Source organism: Terrabacter sp. 01T434 (assembly GCF_056398545.1).
In genome coordinates, this window is sequence record NZ_JBFTPP010000006.1 from 255,465 (window position 1) to 278,290 (window position 22,826).

Consider the following 22,826-nt stretch of genomic DNA (forward strand, 5'->3'; position numbering starts at 1 on the left):
GCGTCAGCCCTTGAGCAGCTGGCGGGCCATGACGATGCGCTGGACCTGGTTGGTGCCCTCGTAGATCTGGGTGATCTTCGCGTCGCGCATCATCCGCTCGAGCGGGAAGTCCGTCGTGTAGCCGGCTCCCCCGAGCAGCTGGACGGCATCCGTCGTGATCTTCATCGCCACGTCCGAGGCGTAGCACTTGGCGGCCGCCCCGAAGAAGGTGAGGTCCTTGTCGCCGCGCTCGGACTTCGCGGCCGCGACGTAGACCATCTGGCGCGCGGCCTCGAGCTCCATCGCCATGTCGGCGAGCATAAACTGGATGCCCTGGAAGTCGGCGATGCGCTTGCCGAACTGCTTGCGCTCCCTGACGTAGGCGACGGCCTGGTCGAGCGCGCCCTGCGCGATCCCGACGGCCTGGGCGCCGATGGTGACCCGCGTGTGGTCGAGCGTGCGCAGTGCGATCTTCAGCCCGTCACCCACCGGCCCGACGACACGGTCCCCCGGGATGCGCACGTTGTCGAAGTGCAGCTCGCGCGTCGGGCTGCCCTTGATGCCGAGCTTGCGTTCCTTCTCCCCGAAGGTGAAGCCCTCGTCGGACTTCTCGAGGACGAAGGCCGTGACGTTGCCGCCGCGGGGGCCGTCGGGGTCGGTCACCGCGAGGACCGTGTAGTACTCGGACACACCGGCGTTCGTGATCCACGACTTGTGGCCGTTGACGACCCAGCCGTCGCCGTCCTGACGCGCCCGGCACCTCATCGCCGCGGTGTCGGAGCCCGCCTCGCGCTCGGACAGGCCGTAGGAGAACGTCGTGCGGCCCTGGGCGAGCGGCGGGAGGTAGCGGCGCTTGACGTCGTCGCTGGCGGCGAGGATGAGCGGGAGCGAGCCGAGCTTGTTGACGGCCGGGATGAGCGAGGCGGACGCGTCGACCCGGGCCACCTCCTCGATGACGATGCACGTCGCGAGGGCGTCGGCACCGACGCCGTCGTACTCCTCGGGCACGTGGGGTGCGAAGAAGTCGGAGGCGACGAGGGCGTCGTGGGCCTCCTGGGGGTAGCGCGCGTCCGCGTCGACGGCGGCGGCATACGGGGCGATCTTGTCCTCTGCGACCGCGCGGACGGCCTCCCTCAGGGCCTCGTGGTCCTCGCTGGTCCGGAACAGGTCGAAGTCGGCATTCGTGCTCACGCAGGGATCCTACTCGTGGGTTCGATTAGTAGGACGTCCTCGTGATCGACGCCACGGCCACCGGGTGCCGGACCTGGCGCGCGTCCACGATGAGGACGGCGACTCCTCTCGGTGGCGGACGCATACGTAGACTCCCAGCAGGTCATGAGTGTCAGCGACAAGCCCCGGCTCGCTGGCCGGCAACCCTCCAACCGCGGTGGGGTGCCCCGGGTGAGGACCTGGCCACGGACACTCGTCCGCGGCAAGCGCGGAGAGCCTCTCTCCCGCACCGATCCGTCGGTGCGCCGGGCACACGACGGTTGTCGTGGACCGGCCAGCGACATGGCACGAGGAGAACGACCGATGAGCGAGACCCCCAGCTGGTCCTTCGAGACCAAGCAGATCCATGCCGGACAGACCCCCGACACGGCCACCGGAGCGCGCGCCGTGCCGATCTACCAGACCACGAGCTACGTCTTCAACGACACCGACCACGCAGCAAACCTGTTCGGGCTCAAGGAGTTCGGCAACATCTACACGCGCATCATGAACCCCACCGCCGACGTGGTCGAGCAGCGCGTCGCCGCTCTCGAGGGTGGTGTGGGCGCCCTGCTCGTGGCCTCGGGGCAGTCGGCGACGACGCTCGCCCTGCTCAACATCGCCGAGGCCGGCGACCACATCGTGGCCTCCCCCAGCCTCTACGGCGGCACCGCGAACCTGCTGCAGTTCACCTTCCCCCGGCTCGGCGTCGAGGTGACCTTCGTCGAGGACCCCACCTCGCTCGACTCGTGGCGCGCGGCCGTGCGCCCCAACACCAAGGTCTTCTTCGGCGAGACCATCGCCAACCCCAAGGCCGAGGTCCTCGACATCGAGGGCGTCGCCGCCCTCGCGCACGAGCACGGCGTGCCGCTCGTCGTCGACAACACCATCGCCACGCCCTACGTCATCCGGCCGTTCGAGTGGGGCGCCGACGTCGTCGTGCACTCGGCCACGAAGTACCTCGGCGGCCACGGCACGTCCATCGCCGGCATCATCGTCGACGCCGGCAGCTTCGACTTCGCCGCCGACCCCGAGAAGTTCCCCGCCTACAACACCCCGGACGAGAGCTACCACGGTCTCGTCTACGCCCGCGACCTCGGCGTCGGCAGCCCGCTCGGGGCCAATCTCGCCTACATCCTCAAGGCGCGGGTGCAGCTGCTCCGGGACCTCGGCCCGGCGGCGGCCCCCTTCAACGCCTTCCTCATCACCCAGGGGCTCGAGACCCTCTCGCTGCGCATCGACCGGCACCTCGAGAACGCGGCGAAGGTCGCGGCCCACCTGCAGGGCCACGACCAGGTCGAGCGGGTGGTCTGGGCGTCCCTGCCCGAGAGCCCGTCGTACGCGCTGGCGCAGAAGTACGCGCCGCGTGGCGCCGGCGCGGTGCTCTCCTTCGAGATCGAGGGCGGCCTCGAGGCGGGCAAGAAGTTCGTCGAGGCGCTGACGCTGCACAGCCACGTCGCCAACATCGGTGACGTGCGCTCGCTCGTCATCCACCCCGCCTCGACGACGCACTCGCAAGGTGGTGACGACGCCCGCCTGGCCGCCGGGGTCACGCCCGGGCTGGTGCGCCTCTCGGTCGGGCTGGAGCACATCGACGACATCATCGCCGACCTCGAGCAGGGCTTCGCCGCCGCGAAGGCCTGACCGCCCGAAACCGGGGTGAAGCGGGTCGGCAGGGCTGGCACGATGGCGGCCATGCCGATCCGCTACCCCGCCCCGCTCCGTCCCGGTGACCGGATCGGCGTGACGTCGCCGAGCTCCGGTGTCTCCGACGAGCTGTGGGGCCGGTTCACGTATGCCGTCGAGTGCCTCCGCGACCGCGGCTTCGACGTCGTGGTGGGCGAGCTCAACCACGCCCCCTCGCACGTCAGCGGTCCCCGCGAGGCCCGCGCGGCGGAGCTCATGGCGATGCTGCTCGACCCGGCGATCCGGGCCGTGGTCCCGCCGTGGGGCGGCGAGACCGGGATCGACCTGCTCGACCTCCTCGACCTCGAGGCCGTGGCCGACGCGGAGCCGACGTGGTGTGTGGGCTTCTCCGACACCTCGACCTGGCTCACCCCGCTCACGCTGGCCACCGGCATCGCGACGATCCACGGGCAGAACTTCATGGACACCCCGTATGCCGTGCCGGACGGCATACGCCACTGGGTCGAGGTCGCGAGCGCGAGCCCGGGCGACGAGCTCGAGCAGCGCTCCCCCGGCCGCTTCAGGTCGGACGGCGGCTGGGACGACTACGCCGGAAACCCCACCGTCAGGGCCATGACCCTCGACAGCCCGGGGACGTGGGTCCGCATCGACCCGGGGCACGAGGGCGAGCCGGCGACCGTGTCGGGGCGACTCATCGGCGGCTGCGTCGAGACGATCGGGTTCACGGCCGGGAGCCGTTTCGGTGGGGTGGCGGACTTCGCCGAGGCCCACGCGCCGGAGGGACTGCTGCACTACCTCGACATCTGCGAGTGGAACTCCTACGACATCTGCCGGGCCCTGCACGCAATGCGGCTGGCCGGATGGTTCGACCAGGCGAACGGCATCCTCGTCAGCCGCACCCACGCCCCGGGCCGCCCCGGCTTCGCGCAGCACGACGCGGTGCGGGACGCCCTCGGGATGCTCGGCGTGCCGATCATCGCCGACGTGGAGTGCGGCCACGTCGCGCCCCACCTCGCGCTCGTCAACGGCGCCCTCGCGACGGTCACGGCGGGTCCCGAGGAGTGCTCGGTCCGCCAGCGACTCGTCTGAGCCGACCCGGTCAGGACGCGGCGTAGACCTCGTCGAGGAGCACGTCGTCCCCGACCGGCGCGGTTCCCCCGGAGGAGACCTCGACGCCGGTGAACCCGGTGGTGCCGGCGGCGACCGGCACCCGGCCGAGCAGCACCCCGTTGACGTAGACCGAGGCCCCGGACGCGGAGGCCTGGATGCGCACCGCGCTCCAGGTGCCCGCCCGGACCCGACCCGGGCCCGAGAGAAGCTTCCAGGCCGCGCCGTCCCATCGCTTGACGCTGCCGTCGGGCCACACCGAGACCATCAGGCCCTTCTGCGAGACCGGCCCACGGTAGGCGTTGAGCGTCAGCACCAGCGCGCAGCGGATCGCGACCGGGTTCAGCATCATCGAGAAGGTCCTGGTGGACGTGAGCGGCAGGCTCTTGGCGAAGATCGCGGTCGCGGAGGACGACCGGTCGGTCAGGCGCACGGCACGGTCGCTCGACCGTCCCGCGCCGTTCCCCTGCACGGTGACGCTGGGAGCGCCCGCGCTGACGGCGACGTAGCCGGCGGGGACACTCCCGACGGCGTCGTCCTCGAAGGTCGACGGGAGGGTCCGCAGCTGGATCTCGGACAGTTCGACCAGGTCCTGCGGGCTGCCGACGTTGAACCGCACGTAGCGCGCCACGACCCCCGCCGGGAACCCCCGGTCGGTGAGCAACGAGTAGCGACCCGAGCTGTACCACGATGCGACCGTCCGCCAGGTCCTGCCGTCGCTCGACACGGCGGCGTTCGCGCTGGAACCGGGCACCGGCAGCACGAGCGAGGCACCGGTCAGGGTGCTGAGCCCGCCCAGGTCGAGGGTGAGCGTGCCGGACCGCGCCCGGCGCACGGCGCCGGCGTCGGGTTCGATGCTGCCGTCGACGACCGCGGCCGGCCCCGAGGCCGACGTCAGGCGGTCGACCATGTCCGTGGAGATCCGCGCCTGACCGGAGGCCACGAGCCGGCGCACGTCGATCCGGCGGCCGTCCGGTGGAGCCACGTCGATCTCCCGGGACCAGATCCCGACGGGACGCGGGGCGGTGCCGGTGAAGCACCAGTTGCTGCCCATGTCGCCGAACTGGAGGAGCCGGTTGTCCCCCACGCTCACCAGGCTGGTGTAGCCGCTCGTGCGGTCCGCGTAGGTGGTGGTCGGCGGCGTCCACGTCTTGCCCGTGCCGTCCTGCGAGAAGAGCACCTGCGTGCCCGGCCGCCCGAAGCTCAGCGCGAGCTGGCCTCGTGGCGTGACCAGCAGGTGGGGGTCTGCGCTGGAGATGAGCGACGGCGCCACCCCCGGGACGTTGAGCGGTGCCGGAGGGCTCCAGGTCAGGCCGTCGTCGCTCGACCGGGTGATGAGGAGGGGATCGCCGACGACCGCGCCGGTGCAGACCGCGGGGAAGATGGGCGCATCCTGTCGCAGCACCGCGACGAGGTCGCCGTTCGGCACCCGGATCATGGTGGCCTCGTCACGACCTTCGTTCGCGACGGAGTCGTTGCCCTCGGCCATGGTGGACACCCAGGTCCACGTCATGCCGCCGTCGGCGCTGCGCATCAGTTCGACGTCGTAGGTCTTGCGACCCGAACGGACCACGTAGGTCGTCGCCAGGAGCGCCCCGTCCCGCGCTTGGACGATGCCGCGGTGGAAGAGGAAGAGGTCGGCCGCGAACGGCAGTCGCGCCGTGCCGGTGAAGGTGGACCACGTGGCACCGTTGTCGCGTGAGGTCCAGCTGGGCGTGTCGAACTCGCTGCTCCCCGTCGACGTCAGCACCTGGACGTGCGGGGCGGTCAGCGCCCGTGGCGGCACCGGGGGCGCCGGTGCGGGTGTCGAGGTCTCCTGGGCGGCGGCTGCCGGCTGTGGCGTCCCGGTCACGCCCGCGCCCGCGGACGGCGTGCTCGTCGGGGTGTCGGTGCTCGTCGGGGTCTCGGTGCTGGTGGGCGTGTCGGTGCTGGTCGGGGTCTCGGTGCTCGTCGGCGGGTCCGTGCTCGTCGGGGTCTCGGTGCTCGTCGCCGGCGTCGTGGGAGTGTCCGCGCTCGTCGGGGGCACCGTCGGGGTGTCGGTGGGCACCGGCACCGCCTTGGGCTTGGTCCGGAAGTCGACGGCGAGGATCGAGCCGTCGTCGAGACGAGTCGCCGACAGGAGAGGAACGTTGCCCACCGGTGACCAGCTGCGGCCACCGTCGGTCGAGCGCAGCGTCCGCGGGGGCGTGTCCACGGCGCCCGAGTCGATGTCCTGGTTGTAGCTGACGAGCAGCGTGCGCGGTGACCGGCCCCCGTCGGCGGAGGGCAGCGCGAGCACCGCCGGGAACTGCATGTAGCTCGACCCGGCCAGCGTGGCGCGTCCGCTGGCGTCGGGAGTGACGCTGCCCGCCACGACCATGGTGCTAGAGCTGGCAGCGGTCACCGCCGTGAGCGCGTCCGCCTCGTCGGGCGCCACGGCCACCGCCGACCCGATCAGAGCAAGGACCACCACGGACCCGGTGACGCGACGCATTGCAACCCCCATAGCAGCGCGGTCCGAGCCCCCCATGAGCCCACGCGCAAGGGAAGATTACGGCAGCAAGGGCACAAATGCGGTCGTTTTGGCCGGGGTCGTTATTACCATTTCTTTAGAAGGCGCAGACCTAACCCAGAACCTCGTCGACGTAGCACCAGCGCCACGCCTCCCCCGGCTCGATCGAGCGCATCACCGGATGGTGCGTCTCGTGGAAGTGTCCCGTCGCGTGCTTGTACTCTGACGAGTCGCAGCATCCGACGTGGCCGCAGACGAGGCAGAGGCGCAGGTGCACCCAGGTCGTGCCGTCGCGCAGGCACTCCTCGCACCCCTCCGGGGTCCGCGCAGCGGTGCACGAGTCCGTCGCGCGGAGGTGCTCGCACGCGGCCTCGATCGTGTCCACGGGCAGCATCTCGCTCTCCGCCAGACGGCTCTCCTGGTCATCGAGACGGTCGAGCATGGTCTCCTCGAGGTCGAGGGACGCCAGCACGGTGCGGAGCACGACGTGGTCGGCCCGGCCCTCGTCGCGCAGCCGCAACACCTCGTCGCGCTCGGCCTGGAGCATCTGCATGCGGGCCCGGCGGTAGACAGCGCTCGGCGTCTCGTCGGCATCGCCGCTGCGCGGCCCGAGCCGCTCCCACATCTGGTTGAGCCGGTCGTCCGACCGTGACCGCAGCATCTCCTTGGTCGCACCGTCGAGCTCGGTCATCGAGTCGAGGACGTCGAGCCCCGAGCGCGTCGCGGCCTGCAGCACGGTCGCCGCCTGAAGGGCATCCTCGCGGGGGTCGGGGCCACGCACGTCGAGCCGACGAGCCAGGGCAGGCAGGGTCGTACCCTGGATGAGCAGCGTGCCGATCGTGACGACGACAGCGATGAGCACGAGCACCTTCTGGTGTGGGGTCTCCAGCGGCAGCAGCAGGGCCGCCGCGAGCGTCACCACGCCTCGCATGCCCGCCCAGGACAGGACGACGGTGTGCGTCCACGGCGCCTGCGCCTCCTCGTGGAGCAGACGCGTGCGCAGGTAGCGGAACGGCACGACCCACAGGGGCCGCAGCACGAGGACCACGACGAGCGTCCCGACGGCGGCGAGCGTGATCTGCCCTGCGGAGAGGGGTGAGCTGCGGACGTCGGCGATGACGTAGAAGACCTGCAGCCCGATGAGGAGGAAGACGGCGTTCTCGAGGAGGAACTGGATCGAGGTCCAGTTGATCCGCTCGCTGAGGCGTGATGCGCCCGTCTGCGTGCGCGGCGACTTGTGGCCGAGGACGAGACCAGCCGTCACGACGGCGATGACGCCCGAGGCGTGGAGCTCCTCGGCAGGGACGTAGGCCGCGAAGGGCACCATGAACGACAGCACGGTGTCGAACGCCGGCTCGGTGGAGAAGTGCCGACGCAGCACGGTGACGAGCAGCGCGACGCCGAAGCCGATCGCGGCCCCGCCGGCCGACGCCCACGCGAAGTCGAGCACGACCCCGCCGAACGACACACCCTTCGACGCCACCCCGGCGGCGAGCCCGGCCGCGGCGAGAGCGGTGCGCAGCGAGACGAGCGCCGTCGCGTCGTTGACGAGCGACTCCCCCTCGAGGATGGACACGAGGCGACGCGGGAGACCGATCCGTCGCCCGACGGCGGTCGCGGCCACCGCGTCCGGCGGTGCGACGACCGCGCCGATCGCGAAGGCGACCGCGAAGTCGAGCCCGAGCGCCCAGCGCAGGAAGAGTGCGACGCCGAGGGCCGTGAAGAGCACGAGCCCCACGGAGAGGCTGAGGATGACGGCCTTGTTGTTGCGGAAGTCGACGAGCGAGGTCTGGATCGCGGCGGCATACAGCAGCGGCGGCAGGATGCCGAGCAGCACGACCTCGGGACTCAGGACCACCTCGGGGACGAACGGGAGGTAGGACCCGAGGATCCCGATGACGATGAGGACGAGGGGCGGGGGCAGGTCGAAGCGGTCGGCCAGCCACGAGCCCCCGAGGACGGTGGCCGCGATGGCCAGCAGCCCGATGGCGATCTCCACGACGACAGCGAGCTGGCGGGCGGGTCAGCCCGCGAGCTCGGGGGCGACGGTCTGCTCGAAGAGCTCGATGCCGGAGCGGTCGTAGGCGGCCTCGGCGAAGTACGTGATGGCGTACGTCATGCCGCGCGCCTCCATGTCCTTGAACATCGAGACGATCTTGTCGGGCGTGCCGACCGCGGGCTGCTTGCGCAGGTCGTCGACGGCTGCCGCGGCCTTGGCGTCGGCCACGCCGCCCTTGCGGAGCAGCTCGCCGTAGAACTGGAGACGGTCCTCGACGTCGGCCTCGGTCTCACCGATGACGACGTTGTAGTTGGCCGAGCGGACGATGTCGCCGAAGTCGCGGCCGAGGTCGTCGCAGTGGCCTTCGAGGATCGCGCTCTTGTGGTCGAAGCCCTCGGGGCTGCCGTCGAAGTTCGTGTAGTCGGCGTACTGGGCCGCGATCTTCAGCGTCACCTTCTCGCCGCCGCCGGCGATCCACATCGGGATGCCGTTGAGGACGCTCCCCGGGTGGCTCGTGCCCTGCAGCGGCCGCGGAGCGCAGAGGGCGCCGTCGACCTGGTAGTACTTCCCGTCGAGCGTGGCCGACCCCTTGGTCCACATGTCGCGGAAGACCTGGACGCCCTCGCGGAGCGCGCCGAGGCGGTCGCCGGCCTTGGGGAAGCCGTAGCCGTAGGCGCGCCACTCGTGCTCGTACCAGCCGGCGCCGATGCCCATCTCGGTGCGGCCTCCGGAGATGACGTCGACGGTCGCGGCGACCTTCGCGAGGTAGGCGGGGTTGCGGTAGGCCATGCACGTGCACATCTGGCCGAGGCGGACCCGGCTCGTCGCGGCGCCGAAGCCCGCCATGAGCGACCACGCCTCGTGCGTCGCCTCGCCCGAGGGCTGGGGCACCGTGTGGAAGTGGTCGTAGACCCAGATCGACTCGAAGACGTCTCCGTCGTCGGCGTGCTTGGCGAGGTTGACCATGACTTCCCACTGCTGGGCCGGCTCGATGCCGACGAGATCCATCCGCCAGCCCTGGGGAACGAACATTCCGAATCGCATTCCCTCATCCAACCACGGTCGCCCGGGACCGGTCCGGACGCGACCTGCGGGCACCTACATGCACGTACGTGTGAGGATGACGGGATGAGTCCGCACCACAACGACCCGGACGTCATCCGGGACCTGCTGCACACCCCTGCCTCCTGGGCCGTCGTCGGCCTCGGCGACAACCCCGACCGCACGGCCTACCGCGTGTCGTTGTGGCTCCAGCGCGAGCTCGGGATCCGTCTCGTCCCGGTGCACCCGAGCGCCGCCCGCGTGCACGGCTGCCAGGGCTACAAGACCCTGTCCGACATCCCGGACGGCACCGTCGTCAAGGTCGTCGACTGCTTCGTCAACAGTGAGCGGGTCGGTGCCGTCGTCGACGAGGCGATCGCCGAGCGGGAGCGACTCGGCATCGAGGCGCTGTGGCTGCAGCTCGGGGTCGTCGACGAGCAGGCAGCTGCCCGCGCCGAACAGGCCGGGCTCGCGGTCGTCATGGACACCTGCCCGAAGATCGAGTACCCCCGGATCCAGCCCGGTGACGGCGCCGCGGCCGTGACCGACTGACGGCGCCAGCGCGGGCCTCATCGTTCTCGCCGTCCCCTACGTCACTGCTGCACCCCACGCAGCACTGACGCACCCCTCGGGCGCTCAGTCCGAGAGTCCGCGCGCCACCTGCTCGCGCAGCGACGCGCCCTTTGCGTGCGCCTGGTCGCACAGGTCGGCCTGGAAGGCGACCATCTGCTCGCGGACGTCGACCGACAGGTCGTCCGTGCCCGTGCCGACGATGCGCGCAGCGAGCAGACCCGCGTTGCGGGCGCCCCCGATCGACACGGTCGCGACCGGCACGCCGGCCGGCATCTGGACGATCGAGAGGAGCGAGTCCATGCCGTCGAGGTACTTCAGCGGGACCGGCACGCCGACGACCGGGAGGGGCGTCACCGACGCGAGCATGCCGGGCAGGTGCGCTGCTCCCCCGGCCCCGGCGATGACGACCCGCAGACCGCGCGCGGCGGCGTTCTGGCCGTAGGCGATCATCTCGTCGGGCATCCGGTGGGCCGAGACGACGTCGGCCTCGTAGGGGATGCCGAACTCCTCGAGGACGCGAGCGGCCTCACGCATGACGGGCCAGTCGCTGTCGCTGCCCATGACGATGCCGACGACGGGTGCTGGGCTCGCTGCGTTCACGGCGGTCTCGCTCACTCGGTGATCACTCCTCGGAGGTAGTCGGCCGCGTGGCCCGCGCGCTCGCGGGCATCGCCCAGGTCGGCGCCGCTGACGTTGACGTGGCCGATCTTTCGGCCCGGACGCACGCCCTTGCCGTAGACGTGGACCTTGGCGCCGGGGTCGCGGGCCATGATGTGGCGGTAGGCCGGGTAGAGGTGCTCGTAGTCGCCGCCGAGGACGTTGGCCATGACGGTCCACGGCGCCCGCGGCCTGGGGTCGCCGAGCGGGAGGTCGAGGACCGCACGCAGGTGCTGCTCGAACTGCCCGGTGACGGCGCCGTCCATCGACCAGTGGCCGCTGTTGTGCGGGCGCATCGCGAGCTCGTTGACGACGTATGCCGCTGCGCCGCCCTTCCCGGGACGCACCTCGAACAGCTCGACGGCGAGCACGCCGGTCACATCGAGCTCGCCGGCGATCCGGAGCGCGGCCTCGGTGACGACGGACGCGAGGTCTGCGTCGAGCGCCGGCGCGGGGGCGAGGACCTCGGTGCAGATGCCGTCGGTCTGGACGGTCTCGACGACCGGCCACGCCGCCGCCTGGCCGGACGGGCTGCGGGCGATGAGCACCGCGAGCTCGCGGACGAAGTCGACCTTCTCCTCGAGGAGCAGACCGCCCTCGAGCGGACCGGGCTCACCGATCCGGGCGATCCACTCGGTGAGGTCGTCAGCCGACGACACGACGGCCACGCCCTTGCCGTCGTAACCGCCGCGGGGCGTCTTGGCGACGATCGGCCAGCCGACCTCGTCCCCGAAGGCGGTGACCTCCTCAGCAGTCGTGGCGCGGGACCACCGCGGACAGGCGATGCCCAGCGCGGTGAGGCGCTCACGCATCGCGAGCTTGTCCTGGGCGAAGTTCAGGGCGGCGCGGGTCGGGTGGATGGCGACCCCGTCGGCCTCGAGCGCCTCGAGGACGGCCGGCGGCACGTGCTCGTGGTCGAACGTGACGACGTCGCAGTGGCGGGCGAACTCGAGCACCGTCTCGAGGTCGGTGTGCTCCCCCACCGGCGAGCTCGGCACGACGAGCGCGGCAGCAGCGGTGTCGCTCTCGGCGAGCACCGACAGCTGGACGCCCAGCTCGACGGCCGGGCCCTGCATCATGCGGGCGAGCTGTCCACCACCGACGACGCCGACGACGGGAAATCCTCCGGGGGCGCGCTTCGGCTTGCTCACGCGTCCCAAGGGTAGTCGGCCTCAGGCGGGACGGTCGTGGCGGCCCGGTCCGGCGCTCGCCGGCTGGCCCGCGCCGGGTGCGCTGTGGAGGCTCTCGTCGGTCAGTGCCGCCTCGACGTGGCTCGGGTCGGCGAGATCGGGGTGGTGGGTGCGCACCGCCGCGAAGGTCCACAGCTTGTTGAGCACGAAGGAGATCGGGGTGACGACGACGATGACGATGAGCTGGGCCCAGTAGAGCCTCGTGCGGAAGCCGGTGGAGTCGTCGAGCACGGTGGGCGACAGGTGGATCGGTGAGTCGAGGTGCATGAGCAGGGTCAGCAGCACCAGACCGACGACCTGTCCCAGGAGCCCCACCGCGAGGAACGGCCAGTACTCGTGCCACCACCTCGCGTGCTTGCTCGTGCGGAACGTCCAGGTCCGGTTCAGCTGGAAGTTCCAGAGGTTCGCCACGAGGAAGGCGAAGGTCGAGTAAGCGTGGTACCAGCGGACGTTGAACTCGGTGCCGGGCACGGGGACGATCGCCTGGTTGAAGCCCGGTCCGAGCTTCTTGACGATGACGAGCGTCAGCAGGTTGACGAGCACGCCGGAGGCGCCCACCACCGCGAACCGGAGCAGCAGCAGCCAGTTGTGCCGGTGGCGCACGAACAGGAACTCATGCAGGCGCCTCACCGGGGCACCCTATCCCGCGCGCCCGAGTGTCCCGGGCGGGATCGGACCGTCGGGCCGGGTCAGTCCGTCTCCGCCTCGGAGAGGAAGAGCGCGAAGCGGGCGGGCTGGGCCTGGACCAGGTCGAGGCGGCCGCCGTTGGACTCGGCGAGGTCGCGCGCCAGGGCGAGCCCGAGACCGGTGCTGCCACCGGCCCCGCTGCTGACCGAGCGTTCGAAGATGTGCGGCGCCATGGCCGCGGGCACCCCGTCCCCCTGGTCGCTGACCTCGATGATCACCGACGGGCCGGACCGGCGGGCGTGCACGTCCACCGTCCCGCGACCGTGCACGAGGGAGTTCTCCAGGAGCGTCGAGAGCACCTGCGACAGGGCGACCGGCGTCGACCGGACGAAGAGACCTCGCTCCCCGCGCACCCGTACCGAGCGTCGAGCCTGCTCGAAGGCGGGCTGCCACTCACGCTGCAGGGCGGCGATGACCGAGTCGAGCGACACCGCCGGCGACGGCCCTCCGGACCCGCGGGTGCGGCCGAGGAGGTCGTCGACGACACGGGTCAGGCGCTCGACCTGGGCGATGGCGATGGTGGCCTCCTCCTTGACCACCTCGGCGTCGTCGGTCTCGGAGATCTCCTCGAGGCGCATGAGCAGGGCCGTCAGCGGCGTGCGCAGCTGGTGCGAGGCGTCAGCGGCGAAGTCCCGCTCGGCGGCGAGCGACTTCGTCATGTCGTGGGCCCGACGGTTCATGACCCCCGACACGTGGTCGATCTCGTCGATGTCGGAGTGCACCGGCGTCAGGCGCGCCTCCCCGGCGGCGAAGCGGTTCGCGAGCTGGACGAGCTCCTGCGACGACTGCTCGACGCGGGCCCGGGCGCCCAGCGTGCTGAGGTAGGCCGCACCACCGCCGATGGCGCCCACCCCCAGCATGAGGGCGCCGAAGCGGACGACGCCGACGGACGGGTCGGAGACGACCCACGAGGTGATGGCGTCCGGCCGCTGCATGACGGCCCACGCGACGACGACGGTCGAGAGCAGGACGAACGACCCGGCGCAGACGACTGCGCCGACAAGGGCCATCCGGTCGAGCACCCGGCGCACGGTCAGTCGACCTGAGGGCGCTCGAAGCGGAAGCCGACGCCACGGACCGTGGCGATGTACTGCGGCGAGGTCGCGTCGTCGCCGAGCTTCCGGCGCAGGACGGAGATGTGCATGTCGAGGGTCTTCGTGGAGCCGAACCACGCGGTGTCCCAGATCTCGCGCATCAGCTGCTCACGGGAGACGACCTTGCCCTGCTCGCGCACGAGGACCCGCAGCAGGTCGAACTCCTTGGCGGTCAGCTGCAGCTCCTCGCCCTTGAACCAGGCCCGTCGCCCCTCGGAGTCGATGCGGACGAGCTCGCCGGTCGCCGCGACCTCGGTCGGGGTGCGACGCAGCAGCGCCCGCACGCGAGCGAGCAGCTCGGCGAGCCGGAACGGCTTCGTGACGTAGTCGTCGGCGCCGGCGTCCAGGCCGACGACGGTGTCGACCTCGTCGGCACGGGCGGTGAGGATGAGCACGGGGATGGCGCGCCCCTCGGCCCGGATGCGACGGCACACCTCGAGGCCGTCGATCTTCGGCAGCCCGAGGTCGAGGAGCACGAGGTCGGGGTTCTCCTTGGCGCCGTCGAGGGCGGCCAGGCCGTCCTCGCGCACGTCGACGTCGTAGCCCTCCCGCCGCAGTGCACGGGCCAGCGGTTCGGAGATGGCTGTGTCGTCCTCCGCCAGGAGCACTCGGGTCATGTCACCGTCCTCAAGATCTGCCGGTCCGAAGGCGCACCGACCGAGGTGAGCCTATCCACATCGGCCCGAAATGCACCCTGACGCCCCGCCCGTCCGCGGAGATGCCCCCGGCCCACCGGGCCGGCTGGCACCCGCCAGCCCGGCTGCACGAGTCAGCGCCCGGGCCAGACGGGACGACGCTTCTCCGCGAAGGCGGCGACCCCCTCACGCCGATCGCCGGAGAAGGCGGTGGCCCGCCAGCAGGCGTCCTCGATCTCGAGGCCCGCGTCGAGGCCGACGTCGGCCCCGAGCCGCATGGCACGCTTCGCGTTGCGCAGGCCGACGGGCGAGTTGGCCGAGATGGCCCCGGCCAGCTCGAGCGCCCGGTCGCGGGCGGTGCCGGCGGCCACGACCTCGTCGACGGCTCCGAGCTCGAGGGCCTCGCGCGCGGGCATGCGGGACGCGGTGAAGATCGCCTTGGCAGCGCGGGACCACCCGATGCGGCGCACGAGCAGCTGCGTGCCGCCGCCACCCGGGATGACGCCGACGCTGACCTCGGGCAGCCCGACCAGCGCGCCCTCTCCGGCGACGACGACGTCGCACGAGAGGGCCAGCTCGAAGCCGCCCCCGAGTGCGAAACCGTCGACCGCCGCGATCGCCGGCACGGGCAGGTCGAGGACACCGCCGTAGGCCGCCCGCGCCACCGGCCGCTGTTCCATGAGGTCGGCGTCCGTGAAGGCGTTGCGCTCCTTGAGGTCGGCTCCGACGCAGAACGCCTTCTCGTGGCTCGAGGTCAGCACGACGCAGCGCACCGTCTCGTCGGCCGCGACCCGGGCCGTCGCCGCGGCGATGGCGCGGGCCATCGCCGTGGAGACGGCGTTCATGGCCTCGGGCCGGTCGAGGACGATCTCGGCGACGTGCGCGAGCGCGGGGTCCTCGAAGCGCTCGACGCGCACGAGTGCGTCCGACCCCGCGCTCGCGGTGGCGTCGGCTCCAGTCGGCAGTGACGGCATACGTCGGTCTCCTCGGTCGGTCACGTGTCGCCGGGCGAGCCGGCTCGGTGGGTGGGGACGGGAGCCGGGGCCCCCGAGACGGAGCGGCGACCGGCGGACGTCGCCCGGCGCAGGAGCGAGGGGGTCACGGGTCCGACGCCACGCAGGATGCGGCGGCGTTGTCCGGTCAGCTCGAAGCCGGAGAGGCTGGCGAGCTCGCGGGCCATCGTCGCGTCGACGAGCACGCTGCCGGCCTGGGCGACGGCGGTCAGGCGGGAGGCCCGGTTCACGGTCGTGCCGAAGACGTCGCCGAGCCGGCTGATGATCGGGCCGCGGGCCATGCCGCAGCGCACGTCGGGCAGGACGTCGTCGTTCGTCATCGTCTCGACGAGGTCGAGCGCGATGGCCGCGGCCGGCGCCGCGCCGACCGTCGTGAAGAGCACCTCGTCGCCGACCGTCTTGATGAGCCGTCCGCCGTGGGCGGTGATGACGTCGGCCGAGAGCGCCTCGAAGCGGGAGACCAGCCGCGCGAGGTCGCGCTCGGACATCCGACGGACGAGCGCCGTGAAGTTGACGAGGTCCGCGAAGCCCACGGACCGCATCTTCGTCATGCCGTAGGCCTCGGGGTCGGCGTCGGCGAGCATGCGGGCCACCGTGGCCGACAGGTGCCGGCGCCAGGCGTAGACGAGGAGCGGCTCGAGGCGGTCGGTGAGCACGGCGAGACGCTTCGCCGTCTCGGTGGCGGTCTCGAGGCTCGGCACCGAGCGGGACTCGTGGTCCTCGTCGTCACCCTCGTCGGCGAGGGCGGCCGTCATGTGCGTCTCGACGGCCTCGGCGATGAGCTGGGACTGCCACCCCGCGAGGCGGTCGGCCGACCGGGCGAAGGCCCGCGTCATCGCGAGCGCCGTCTGCTCGTCGAGGAGCCCGTCCCGGACGATGCCGGCGACCGCGGCCAGCGCCTTCTGGTCCGCCTCGGTGAACAGCTCGTCGTCCGTGTCCACCACGGGGAAGCCCAGGGCGTGCCAGAACTTGCGCGCCGAGAGCAGGGACACCTCGGCGCCGCGGCTGACGTCGCGGCGGCGCAGGTCGAGCGGACGACCGAGCAGCTGCTCGGTGTAGTCCTCGCTCACCCGCCCGGCTGGCTCGGTGCCAGCGCTGCCCGGCTCGGTCATGAGCCGATCATGCCAGTCCGCCGGCGGCGGGTCGGACGTGGACGACGTCACCGGCGGCGAACGTCCGGGTGCCCTCGCCGGTGCGCACCACGAGCCCGCCGTCGTCGTCGACCGCGACGGCGGTGCCCTCGGCGGCGCCACCTGCGGGCAGGTGCACCCGGACGCGGAGACCGAGGGTGGAGCACGCGGAGCGGTATGCCGCCCGCACCGCGGCGCCGTCGTCGGCCCCCTCCCCGGCGGCGCCCTGCACGCCCGCGCCCGCGAGCACCCGGGTGAGGTGGTCGAGGTAGGCGAGCAGGAGGTCCTCGCGGCGCACCTGGCTGCCCGCGAGCGCCAGTGACGTGGCGGTCTCCACCGGCAGCTCGCTCCGGGTCTGGTCGACGTTGACGCCGGTCCCGACGACGACCACCTGGCGACCCCCGGACTTGACCAGCTCGCACAGGATGCCGCTGAGCTTCCGGTCCCCGTCGTCGGCGAGGAGCACGTCGTTGGGCCACTTGAGCCGAGCCGTGAGCGGCCGCCCGGCCCGCTCCGACACCTCGCGCACGGCACGCGCGAGGGCGAGCCCGGCGAGCAGCGGCATCCAGCCGGCCTGCGTGGCGTCGGTGACGGGCACCGCGACGCTGACCGCGAGCGAGGCGCGGTCGGGAACGGTCCAGGCGCGTCCCAGCCGCCCGCGCCCGCCGGTCTGGTGGTCGGTCAGGACGACCCACCAGAGGCCGCGGTCGTCGTCTCCCGACGACACGGCATACGCACCGCTCGTCGGGGATGACCCGCTGAGCAGCTCGCGCAGCCGGGTGTTCGTCGACCCGAGGGCGGGGTGGAACTCGACCCCGCGCCACGGCCGTCCGGACGTGACCAAGGCCGCACTCACAGTCTCGATGTCAAGCGAATCGCGCACGTCCACAAGGCTAGAGTGCCGAGCATGGCAACCGATCACGTCGTCGCAGAGCAGCCGACCAGCACGGCCGACCCCAGCACGACGCCCGCGGCGCAGGCGTCCCCAGCGTCCCCAGCGCCCGACCTCGCCACCACCGCCGGCAAGCTCGCCGACCTCCGGCGCCGCGTCGCCGAGGTCGCCAACGCGGGGTCGGAACGGGCCGTCGAGAAGCAGCACGCGCGCGGCAAGAAGACGGCCCGCGAGCGCATCGAGATGCTCCTCGACGAGGGCACCTTCATCGAGCTCGACAAGTACGCCCGGCACCGCAGCAACAACTTCGGCCAGGAGAAGAACCGCCCCTACGGCGACGGCGTCGTCACCGGTTACGGCATGGTCGACGGTCGCCAGGTCGCTGTCTTCGCCCAGGACTTCACCGTCTTCGGTGGCTCCCTCGGCGAGGTCTTCGGCGAGAAGATCGTCAAGGTCATGGACTTCGCGATGAAGATCGGCTGCCCGGTCATCGGCCTCAACGACTCCGGTGGCGCCCGCATCCAGGAGGGCGTCGTCTCCCTCGGACTCTACGGCGAGATCTTCTTCCGCAACGTGCGTGCCTCGGGTGTCATCCCGCAGATCTCGCTGGTCATGGGCCCGTGCGCCGGGGGCGCGGTCTACTCCCCCGCCATCACCGACTTCACCGTCATGGTCGACCAGACCTCGCACATGTTCATCACCGGCCCCGACGTCATCAAGACCGTCACCGGTGAGGACGTCGGTTTCGAGGAGCTCGGCGGCGCCCAGACCCACAACAGCAAGTCGGGTGTCGCGCACTACATGGGCACCGACGAGCAGGACGCCATCGACTACGTCAAGGCCCTGCTGTCCTACCTGCCGAGCAACAACATGGACACCCCGCCGACCTACGGCGACGGGGACGGCGACCTGTCGGTCACCGACGACGACCGCTGGCTCGACACGTGCATCCCCGACTCGCCCAACGTGCCCTACGACATGAAGCACGTCATCGAGCACGTCGTCGACGACGGTGAGTTCCTCGAGGTGCAGCCGCTCTTCGCGCCGAACATCATCACCGGCTTCGCCCGCATCGACGGGATGTCGGTCGGTGTCGTGGCGAACCAGCCGATGCAGTTCGCCGGCTGCCTCGACATCGACGCCTCCGAGAAGGCGGCGCGGTTCGTGCGCACGTGCGACTGCTTCAACGTGCCGGTGCTGACCTTCGTCGACGTGCCCGGCTTCCTGCCCGGCACGGGCCAGGAGTGGGACGGCATCATCCGCCGCGGCGCCAAGCTCATCTACGCGTATGCCGAGGCCACCGTCCCGAAGATCACCGTCATCACCCGCAAGGCCTACGGCGGCGCCTACGACGTCATGGGCTCCAAGCACCTCGGCGCCGACATCAACCTCGCGTGGCCGACCGGGCAGATCGCCGTCATGGGGGCCCAGGGCGCCGTCAACATCCTCTACCGCAAGGAGCTCAAGCACACCGCGGAGAAGGGCGGTGACGTCGAGGCCCAGCGCCAGGAGCTCATCACGCACTACGAGGAGACGCTCGCCAACCCCTACGTCGCGGCGGAGCGTGGCTACATCGACACCGTCATCAGCCCGTCCAACACGCGGATGAACGTCACCCGGGCCTTGCGGGCGCTGCAGAACAAGCGCGAGACGCTGCCGCCCAAGAAGCACGGGAACATCCCGCTGTGACGCTCGAACCGCGACGAAGGAGCTTGGTTTGAGCGAGAACGAGCACAGCGCGAGCGCAGCGAGCCCGACGGTGTCCGTGACGGGCAACGCGACGGCTGAGGAGGTCGCGGCGCTCGTCGTCGTCCTCTCGGCCCTGGGCGGCGAGGAACCCGCTCCTGAGCACGCACGCTCGGCGTGGTCCGACCCGTCCTGGCGGCTCGTCGGCCCGTCCCGCACCCGGGACGGCTGGCGCACGAGCGCCCTTCCCCGCTGACCCGCTGAGTCGGGCGCCGACCGTCCATCGGTCGCCGCTCGAGCCGCTTCGGTTGGCCCGCAGGGGGGCGCTTCCTCTAAAGTCGATGCCCATGTCTGTCGACTCCTCACCCGCCGTCCGCATCGCTCAGCGCTACCTGCTGGGCGAGCGCATCGCCGTCGGCGGCATGGGTGAGGTGTATCTCGCGACCGACGAGCGCCTCGGTCGACAGGTCGCCGTCAAGGTCCTCTCCCCGGCTTTCGCCGAGTCCCCCGACTTCGTCGAGCGCTTCCGTCGTGAGGCCCTGACGGCCGCCGCGCTCTCCCACCCGAACATCGCGCAGGTCTACGACTACGGCGTCGACGGCGCCTCCCACTTCATCGTGATGGAGTATGCCGAGGGCTGGGACCTCGCCCACCTGATCCGCGAGCACGGCCGGCTCACCCCCAGCGACGCCGTGCGCATCGCCGAGCAGGTCTGCGCCGCCCTGGCGGTGGCCCACCGTGCCGGGGTCGTGCACCGGGACGTCAAGCCGGGCAACGTCATCGTCCGGCCCGACGGCACCGTCAAGGTCACGGACTTCGGGATCGCACGCGCGCTCGGGCAGGCGTCGATCACCGACACCGGCACGGTCATGGGGACCGCCGCCTACATCGCCCCGGAGCAGGCCCGCGGGGAGCCCACGACCCCGGCGTCCGACCTCTACTCGCTCGGGATCCTGCTCTTCCAGATGCTGACCGGCGCCGTCCCCTTCGAGGGCGACACCCCCGTCGCGGTCGCCATCCGCCACCTCGACGAGCCGGTGCCGCTGCCCAGCTCGCGCGTCGCCGACCTGCCCGCGAACCTCGACGAGGTCGTCGTGCGGGCCACCGCGAAGGCGCCCGCCGACCGCTACCCCGACGCCGACGCGATGGCCGCAGCACTGCGGGTCCACGAGACGCTCGCCGACGCTGCAACCCGGGCCCTCCCGCTGGGCGAGGCGACCGCGGTCCTCGACCTCGCCGCCACGACGTCCAGCCCCGCGTCGAGCCCGCCGTCCAGCCCGGCGTCGAGCACGGCGATGATGCCGGCCGTCGCGTCGGGTCCGCCGACCGGCCCCGTCGACACGACCGAGCGCTCGAGCGCTGAGGCGCATCGGCGACCGTCCGGCCGGAGGCCCGTCGTCTGGGTGCTCGCCGCCGCCGTCGTGGCGCTCGTCGCGACGCTGGCCTACGTCCTGCTGTCGGGTTCGGACCCGGCCGCCCCGCCCGCCACCGGCAAGCCCGCGGCGAGCTCCTCGACGCCGTCATCGACTCCGCCCACCACCTCCGCCCCGGCCGACGGCAGCGCCGTTCCCTCCGGCCTGGTCGGCCGGCAGCGCGACGCCGCGGTCCGCGAGCTCATCGGCTCCGGGGTCAACGTGCGGTGGGTCCTCGTGCGCTCGACGCAACCGGACGGCGCGGTCATGGGCTCCTTCCCCGCGGAGGGCCAGCCGCTGACGAAGGGCCAGACGGTGGCCCTGGTCGTGAGCCGTGGACATGCACCCGACCAGGTCAGCTCCTCGTTCGTCGTCCCCGACGGGCTCGTCGGCACCAGCGCCTCGGACGCGACGCAGCGCCTGGGCGGCACGGACGTCCGGGTCACGCGAGTCACCATCCCCGCCCCCGGCAAGGAGGGGCAGGTGCTGGCGACGTGGCCCGCGGCCGGCGCCCGGACGACCGACGGGGTCGTCGTGCTCGTCGTGGGCGGTGGCGACAAGGGCGGCTCGTCCAACGGCGGCTGACGCACGACCCGCGGCGGCGACCACCGCCGCCGGACCGCGCACAATGTGCTGGCACGCGGCGCCGGCCTCGATTACCTTCACCGGGTGACCGCCAACACCCAGACCGCGCGACCCCGGACCGACGTCGACCGCATCGCGGAGACCTACTTCGAGGCCGCCGTCGCCCTCAGTCCCATCAACGCGACCTTCCTCGGCGTGCCCGGCGGCGAGGAGGATCTCGACGACCTCTCGCCCGCCGGTAACGCCGCCGCCGCCGAGCTGCGCCGGGCCACGCTGGCCCGACTGGCCACTGCGACTCCGAGCGACGACGTCGACCGGGTCACCGTCGACGCCATGACCGAGCGCCTCCAGCTCGCCGAGGACCGGTATGCCGCGGGACTCGACGAGATGTCGCTCAACGTCCTCGCGTCGCCCCTCCAGAGCGTCCGCGACGTCTTCGACCTGATGCCGCAGCAGACGGCGGACGACTGGCGCGTCTTCGCGACCCGGATGGGCAAGATCCCGGCCGCCCTCGAGGGCTACCAGGAGGCGCTGCTCCTCGCCCGCGAGCGTGGGCAGGTCTCGCCGCGCCGCCAGGTCGAGGCCTGCGCCGAGCAGTCCCGCGACCTCACCGCCGACGACGGCTACTTCGCCAAGATCGTGGCCGACGCCACGGTCGGCGACGAGCCGTTGGAGAGCGAGCTCGCGGCGGCGCTCGCCGCCTCCGCACAGGCTGCGTCGGCGGCATACGGCGCGATGGCCGACTGGCTCGAGCGGGAGCTGCTGCCGCACGCGCCCGAGGCAGACGCCTGCGGGCGCGAGCGCTACGCCCTCGAGTCGCGCTACTTCCTCGGTGCCACCGTCGACCTCGAGGAGACCTACCGCTGGGGCCAGCAGGAGGTCGCGAGCCTCCACGCCCAGATGAGCGAGATCGCCGACGGGCTCGAGGCCGGCGCCAGCGTCGCGCGCGGTGTCGAGATCCTCGACGCCGACGAGAAGTACCAGCTGCACGGCACCGACGCCCTCAAGGCCTGGATGCAGGAGCGCGCCGACGAGGTCATCGCCGACCTCAAGGACGTGCACTTCGACATCCCCGGGCCGGTGCAGCGCATCGAGTGCATGATCGCGCCGACGCAGACCGGCGGCATCTACTACACCGGGCCGTCCGACGACTTCAGCCGGCCGGGGCGGATGTGGTGGTCGGTGCCGAAGGGCAACACCGAGTTCCGCACGTGGAACGAGCTGACGACCGTCTACCACGAGGGGGTCCCCGGCCATCACCTCCAGGTCGCGCAGACGGTCTACCGCTCCGAGCTGCTCAACCGCTGGCGCCGGCTCGAGGCCTGGACCTCGGGTCACGGCGAGGGGTGGGCGCTCTACGCCGAGCGGCTCATGGCCGAGCTCGGCTACATGGACGACCCGGGCAACCGGATGGGCTGGCTTGCGGGACAGTCGCTTCGGGCCGCTCGCGTCGTCATCGACATCGGCGTGCACTGCGGCTTCGACGCCCCGGACGAGGTCGGCGGGGGTGCGTGGGACTACGACAAGGCGTGGACCTACCTGACCCGCTACGGCTTCATGGACGAGAAGATCCTGCGCTTCGAGCTCAACCGCTACCTCGGTTGGCCGGGCCAGGCGCCGAGCTACAAGATCGGCGAACGGCTGTGGCTCCAGCTGCGTGACGAGGTCAAGCAGCGCGAGGGCGACGCGTTCGACCTCAAGTCCTTCCACCGTCGGGCGCTCGACATCGGCGGCGTCGGCCTCGACACCCTGCGCGCAGCTGTCCTCCAGGAGATCTGAGGTCCGCCCGCACCGCTGAC

The 22,826-nt window shown here is 71.8% G+C and carries 19 protein-coding genes and 1 riboswitch; of the genes, 7 read left to right on the top strand and 12 right to left on the bottom strand.

The window, feature by feature from the left end; translation table 11 throughout:
• Positions 1-3: 3 nt before the first annotated feature.
• On the bottom strand, positions 4-1,170 hold the full coding sequence (locus AC1DIW_RS15030) for an acyl-CoA dehydrogenase family protein (RefSeq protein ID WP_478109133.1): 1,167 nt from the start codon (positions 1,168-1,170) through the stop codon (positions 4-6).
• A gap of 140 nt (positions 1,171-1,310) precedes the next feature.
• Positions 1,311-1,424, top strand: a riboswitch (SAM riboswitch).
• An 88-nt stretch (positions 1,425-1,512) separates the two neighbouring features.
• Between AC1DIW_RS15030 and AC1DIW_RS15035 the strand changes: the two genes are divergently transcribed.
• The gene (locus AC1DIW_RS15035) at positions 1,513-2,832 is read left to right on the top strand and encodes a bifunctional o-acetylhomoserine/o-acetylserine sulfhydrylase (RefSeq protein ID WP_478109135.1); all 1,320 of its coding nucleotides are present in this window, start codon (positions 1,513-1,515) and stop codon (positions 2,830-2,832) included.
• 51 nt (positions 2,833-2,883) lie between these two features.
• On the top strand, positions 2,884-3,924 hold the full coding sequence (locus tag AC1DIW_RS15040; protein WP_478109136.1) for a S66 family peptidase: 1,041 nt from the start codon (positions 2,884-2,886) through the stop codon (positions 3,922-3,924).
• Positions 3,925-3,934: 10 nt separating this feature from the next.
• Here AC1DIW_RS15040 and AC1DIW_RS15045 read toward each other — a convergent pair whose 3' ends face one another.
• The 3 genes from AC1DIW_RS15045 to AC1DIW_RS15055 form a co-directional block, all read right to left on the bottom strand.
• Positions 3,935-6,415 carry an exo-alpha-sialidase gene (locus tag AC1DIW_RS15045; protein ID WP_478109137.1) on the bottom strand — a complete coding sequence of 827 codons (2,481 nt, stop codon included), beginning with the start codon at positions 6,413-6,415 and terminating at the stop codon, positions 3,935-3,937.
• Positions 6,416-6,545: 130 nt separating this feature from the next.
• Positions 6,546-8,432: a Na+/H+ antiporter gene (locus tag AC1DIW_RS15050; RefSeq protein ID WP_478109139.1), complete on the bottom strand. Its 1,887-nt coding sequence runs from the start codon at positions 8,430-8,432 to the stop codon at positions 6,546-6,548.
• Between the two features lie 24 nt (positions 8,433-8,456).
• Positions 8,457-9,476 (bottom strand): LLM class F420-dependent oxidoreductase, encoded by a 1,020-nt coding sequence (locus tag AC1DIW_RS15055; protein ID WP_478109140.1) that lies wholly within the window; start codon positions 9,474-9,476, stop codon positions 8,457-8,459.
• A gap of 84 nt (positions 9,477-9,560) precedes the next feature.
• Here AC1DIW_RS15055 and AC1DIW_RS15060 point away from each other — a divergent pair, with 84 nt between their 5' ends.
• A complete protein-coding gene (locus AC1DIW_RS15060; protein WP_478109142.1) occupies positions 9,561-10,025 on the top strand; it encodes a CoA-binding protein in 465 nt (154 codons plus the stop codon).
• An 84-nt stretch (positions 10,026-10,109) separates the two neighbouring features.
• Here the strand turns inward: AC1DIW_RS15060 and purE are convergent, their stop codons facing one another.
• The 8 genes from purE to AC1DIW_RS15100 all read right to left on the bottom strand — a co-directional run bounded on the left by purE (position 10,110) and on the right by AC1DIW_RS15100 (position 17,335).
• Positions 10,110-10,607, bottom strand: a complete 498-nt coding sequence (gene purE, locus AC1DIW_RS15065) for a 5-(carboxyamino)imidazole ribonucleotide mutase (RefSeq protein WP_478109200.1) — start codon at positions 10,605-10,607, stop codon at positions 10,110-10,112.
• 50 nt (positions 10,608-10,657) lie between these two features.
• Complete coding sequence (locus tag AC1DIW_RS15070; RefSeq protein WP_478109143.1) at positions 10,658-11,854, bottom strand: 5-(carboxyamino)imidazole ribonucleotide synthase; 1,197 nt, start codon at positions 11,852-11,854, stop codon at positions 10,658-10,660.
• A gap of 21 nt (positions 11,855-11,875) precedes the next feature.
• Complete coding sequence (locus tag AC1DIW_RS15075) at positions 11,876-12,523, bottom strand: GtrA family protein (RefSeq protein ID WP_478109144.1); 648 nt, start codon at positions 12,521-12,523, stop codon at positions 11,876-11,878.
• A 59-nt stretch (positions 12,524-12,582) separates the two neighbouring features.
• Positions 12,583-13,611 carry a sensor histidine kinase gene (locus AC1DIW_RS15080; protein WP_478109146.1) on the bottom strand — a complete coding sequence of 343 codons (1,029 nt, stop codon included), beginning with the start codon at positions 13,609-13,611 and terminating at the stop codon, positions 12,583-12,585.
• A 2-nt stretch (positions 13,612-13,613) separates the two neighbouring features.
• The gene (locus AC1DIW_RS15085; protein WP_442280591.1) at positions 13,614-14,291 is read right to left on the bottom strand and encodes a response regulator transcription factor; all 678 of its coding nucleotides are present in this window, start codon (positions 14,289-14,291) and stop codon (positions 13,614-13,616) included.
• 152 nt (positions 14,292-14,443) lie between these two features.
• Positions 14,444-15,283, bottom strand: a complete 840-nt coding sequence (locus tag AC1DIW_RS15090; RefSeq protein ID WP_478109147.1) for an enoyl-CoA hydratase/isomerase family protein — start codon at positions 15,281-15,283, stop codon at positions 14,444-14,446.
• A 20-nt stretch (positions 15,284-15,303) separates the two neighbouring features.
• Entirely contained in the window at positions 15,304-16,434 is a 1,131-nt protein-coding gene (locus AC1DIW_RS15095; protein ID WP_478109148.1) for an adenylate/guanylate cyclase domain-containing protein, read from the bottom strand.
• A gap of 7 nt (positions 16,435-16,441) precedes the next feature.
• A complete protein-coding gene (locus tag AC1DIW_RS15100; RefSeq protein ID WP_478109149.1) occupies positions 16,442-17,335 on the bottom strand; it encodes a biotin--[acetyl-CoA-carboxylase] ligase in 894 nt (297 codons plus the stop codon).
• 24 nt (positions 17,336-17,359) lie between these two features.
• Between AC1DIW_RS15100 and AC1DIW_RS15105 the strand changes: the two genes are divergently transcribed.
• The 4 genes from AC1DIW_RS15105 to AC1DIW_RS15120 all read left to right on the top strand — a co-directional run bounded on the left by AC1DIW_RS15105 (position 17,360) and on the right by AC1DIW_RS15120 (position 22,806).
• Positions 17,360-19,033 carry an acyl-CoA carboxylase subunit beta gene (locus AC1DIW_RS15105; protein WP_478109151.1) on the top strand — a complete coding sequence of 558 codons (1,674 nt, stop codon included), beginning with the start codon at positions 17,360-17,362 and terminating at the stop codon, positions 19,031-19,033.
• Positions 19,034-19,061: 28 nt separating this feature from the next.
• Entirely contained in the window at positions 19,062-19,286 is a 225-nt protein-coding gene (locus AC1DIW_RS15110; RefSeq protein WP_478109153.1) for an acyl-CoA carboxylase subunit epsilon, read from the top strand.
• A gap of 91 nt (positions 19,287-19,377) precedes the next feature.
• On the top strand, positions 19,378-21,027 hold the full coding sequence (gene pknB / locus AC1DIW_RS15115; protein ID WP_478109154.1) for a Stk1 family PASTA domain-containing Ser/Thr kinase: 1,650 nt from the start codon (positions 19,378-19,380) through the stop codon (positions 21,025-21,027).
• A gap of 84 nt (positions 21,028-21,111) precedes the next feature.
• Positions 21,112-22,806: a DUF885 domain-containing protein gene (locus tag AC1DIW_RS15120; RefSeq protein WP_478109156.1), complete on the top strand. Its 1,695-nt coding sequence runs from the start codon at positions 21,112-21,114 to the stop codon at positions 22,804-22,806.
• The last annotated feature ends 20 nt before the right edge of the window (positions 22,807-22,826 follow it).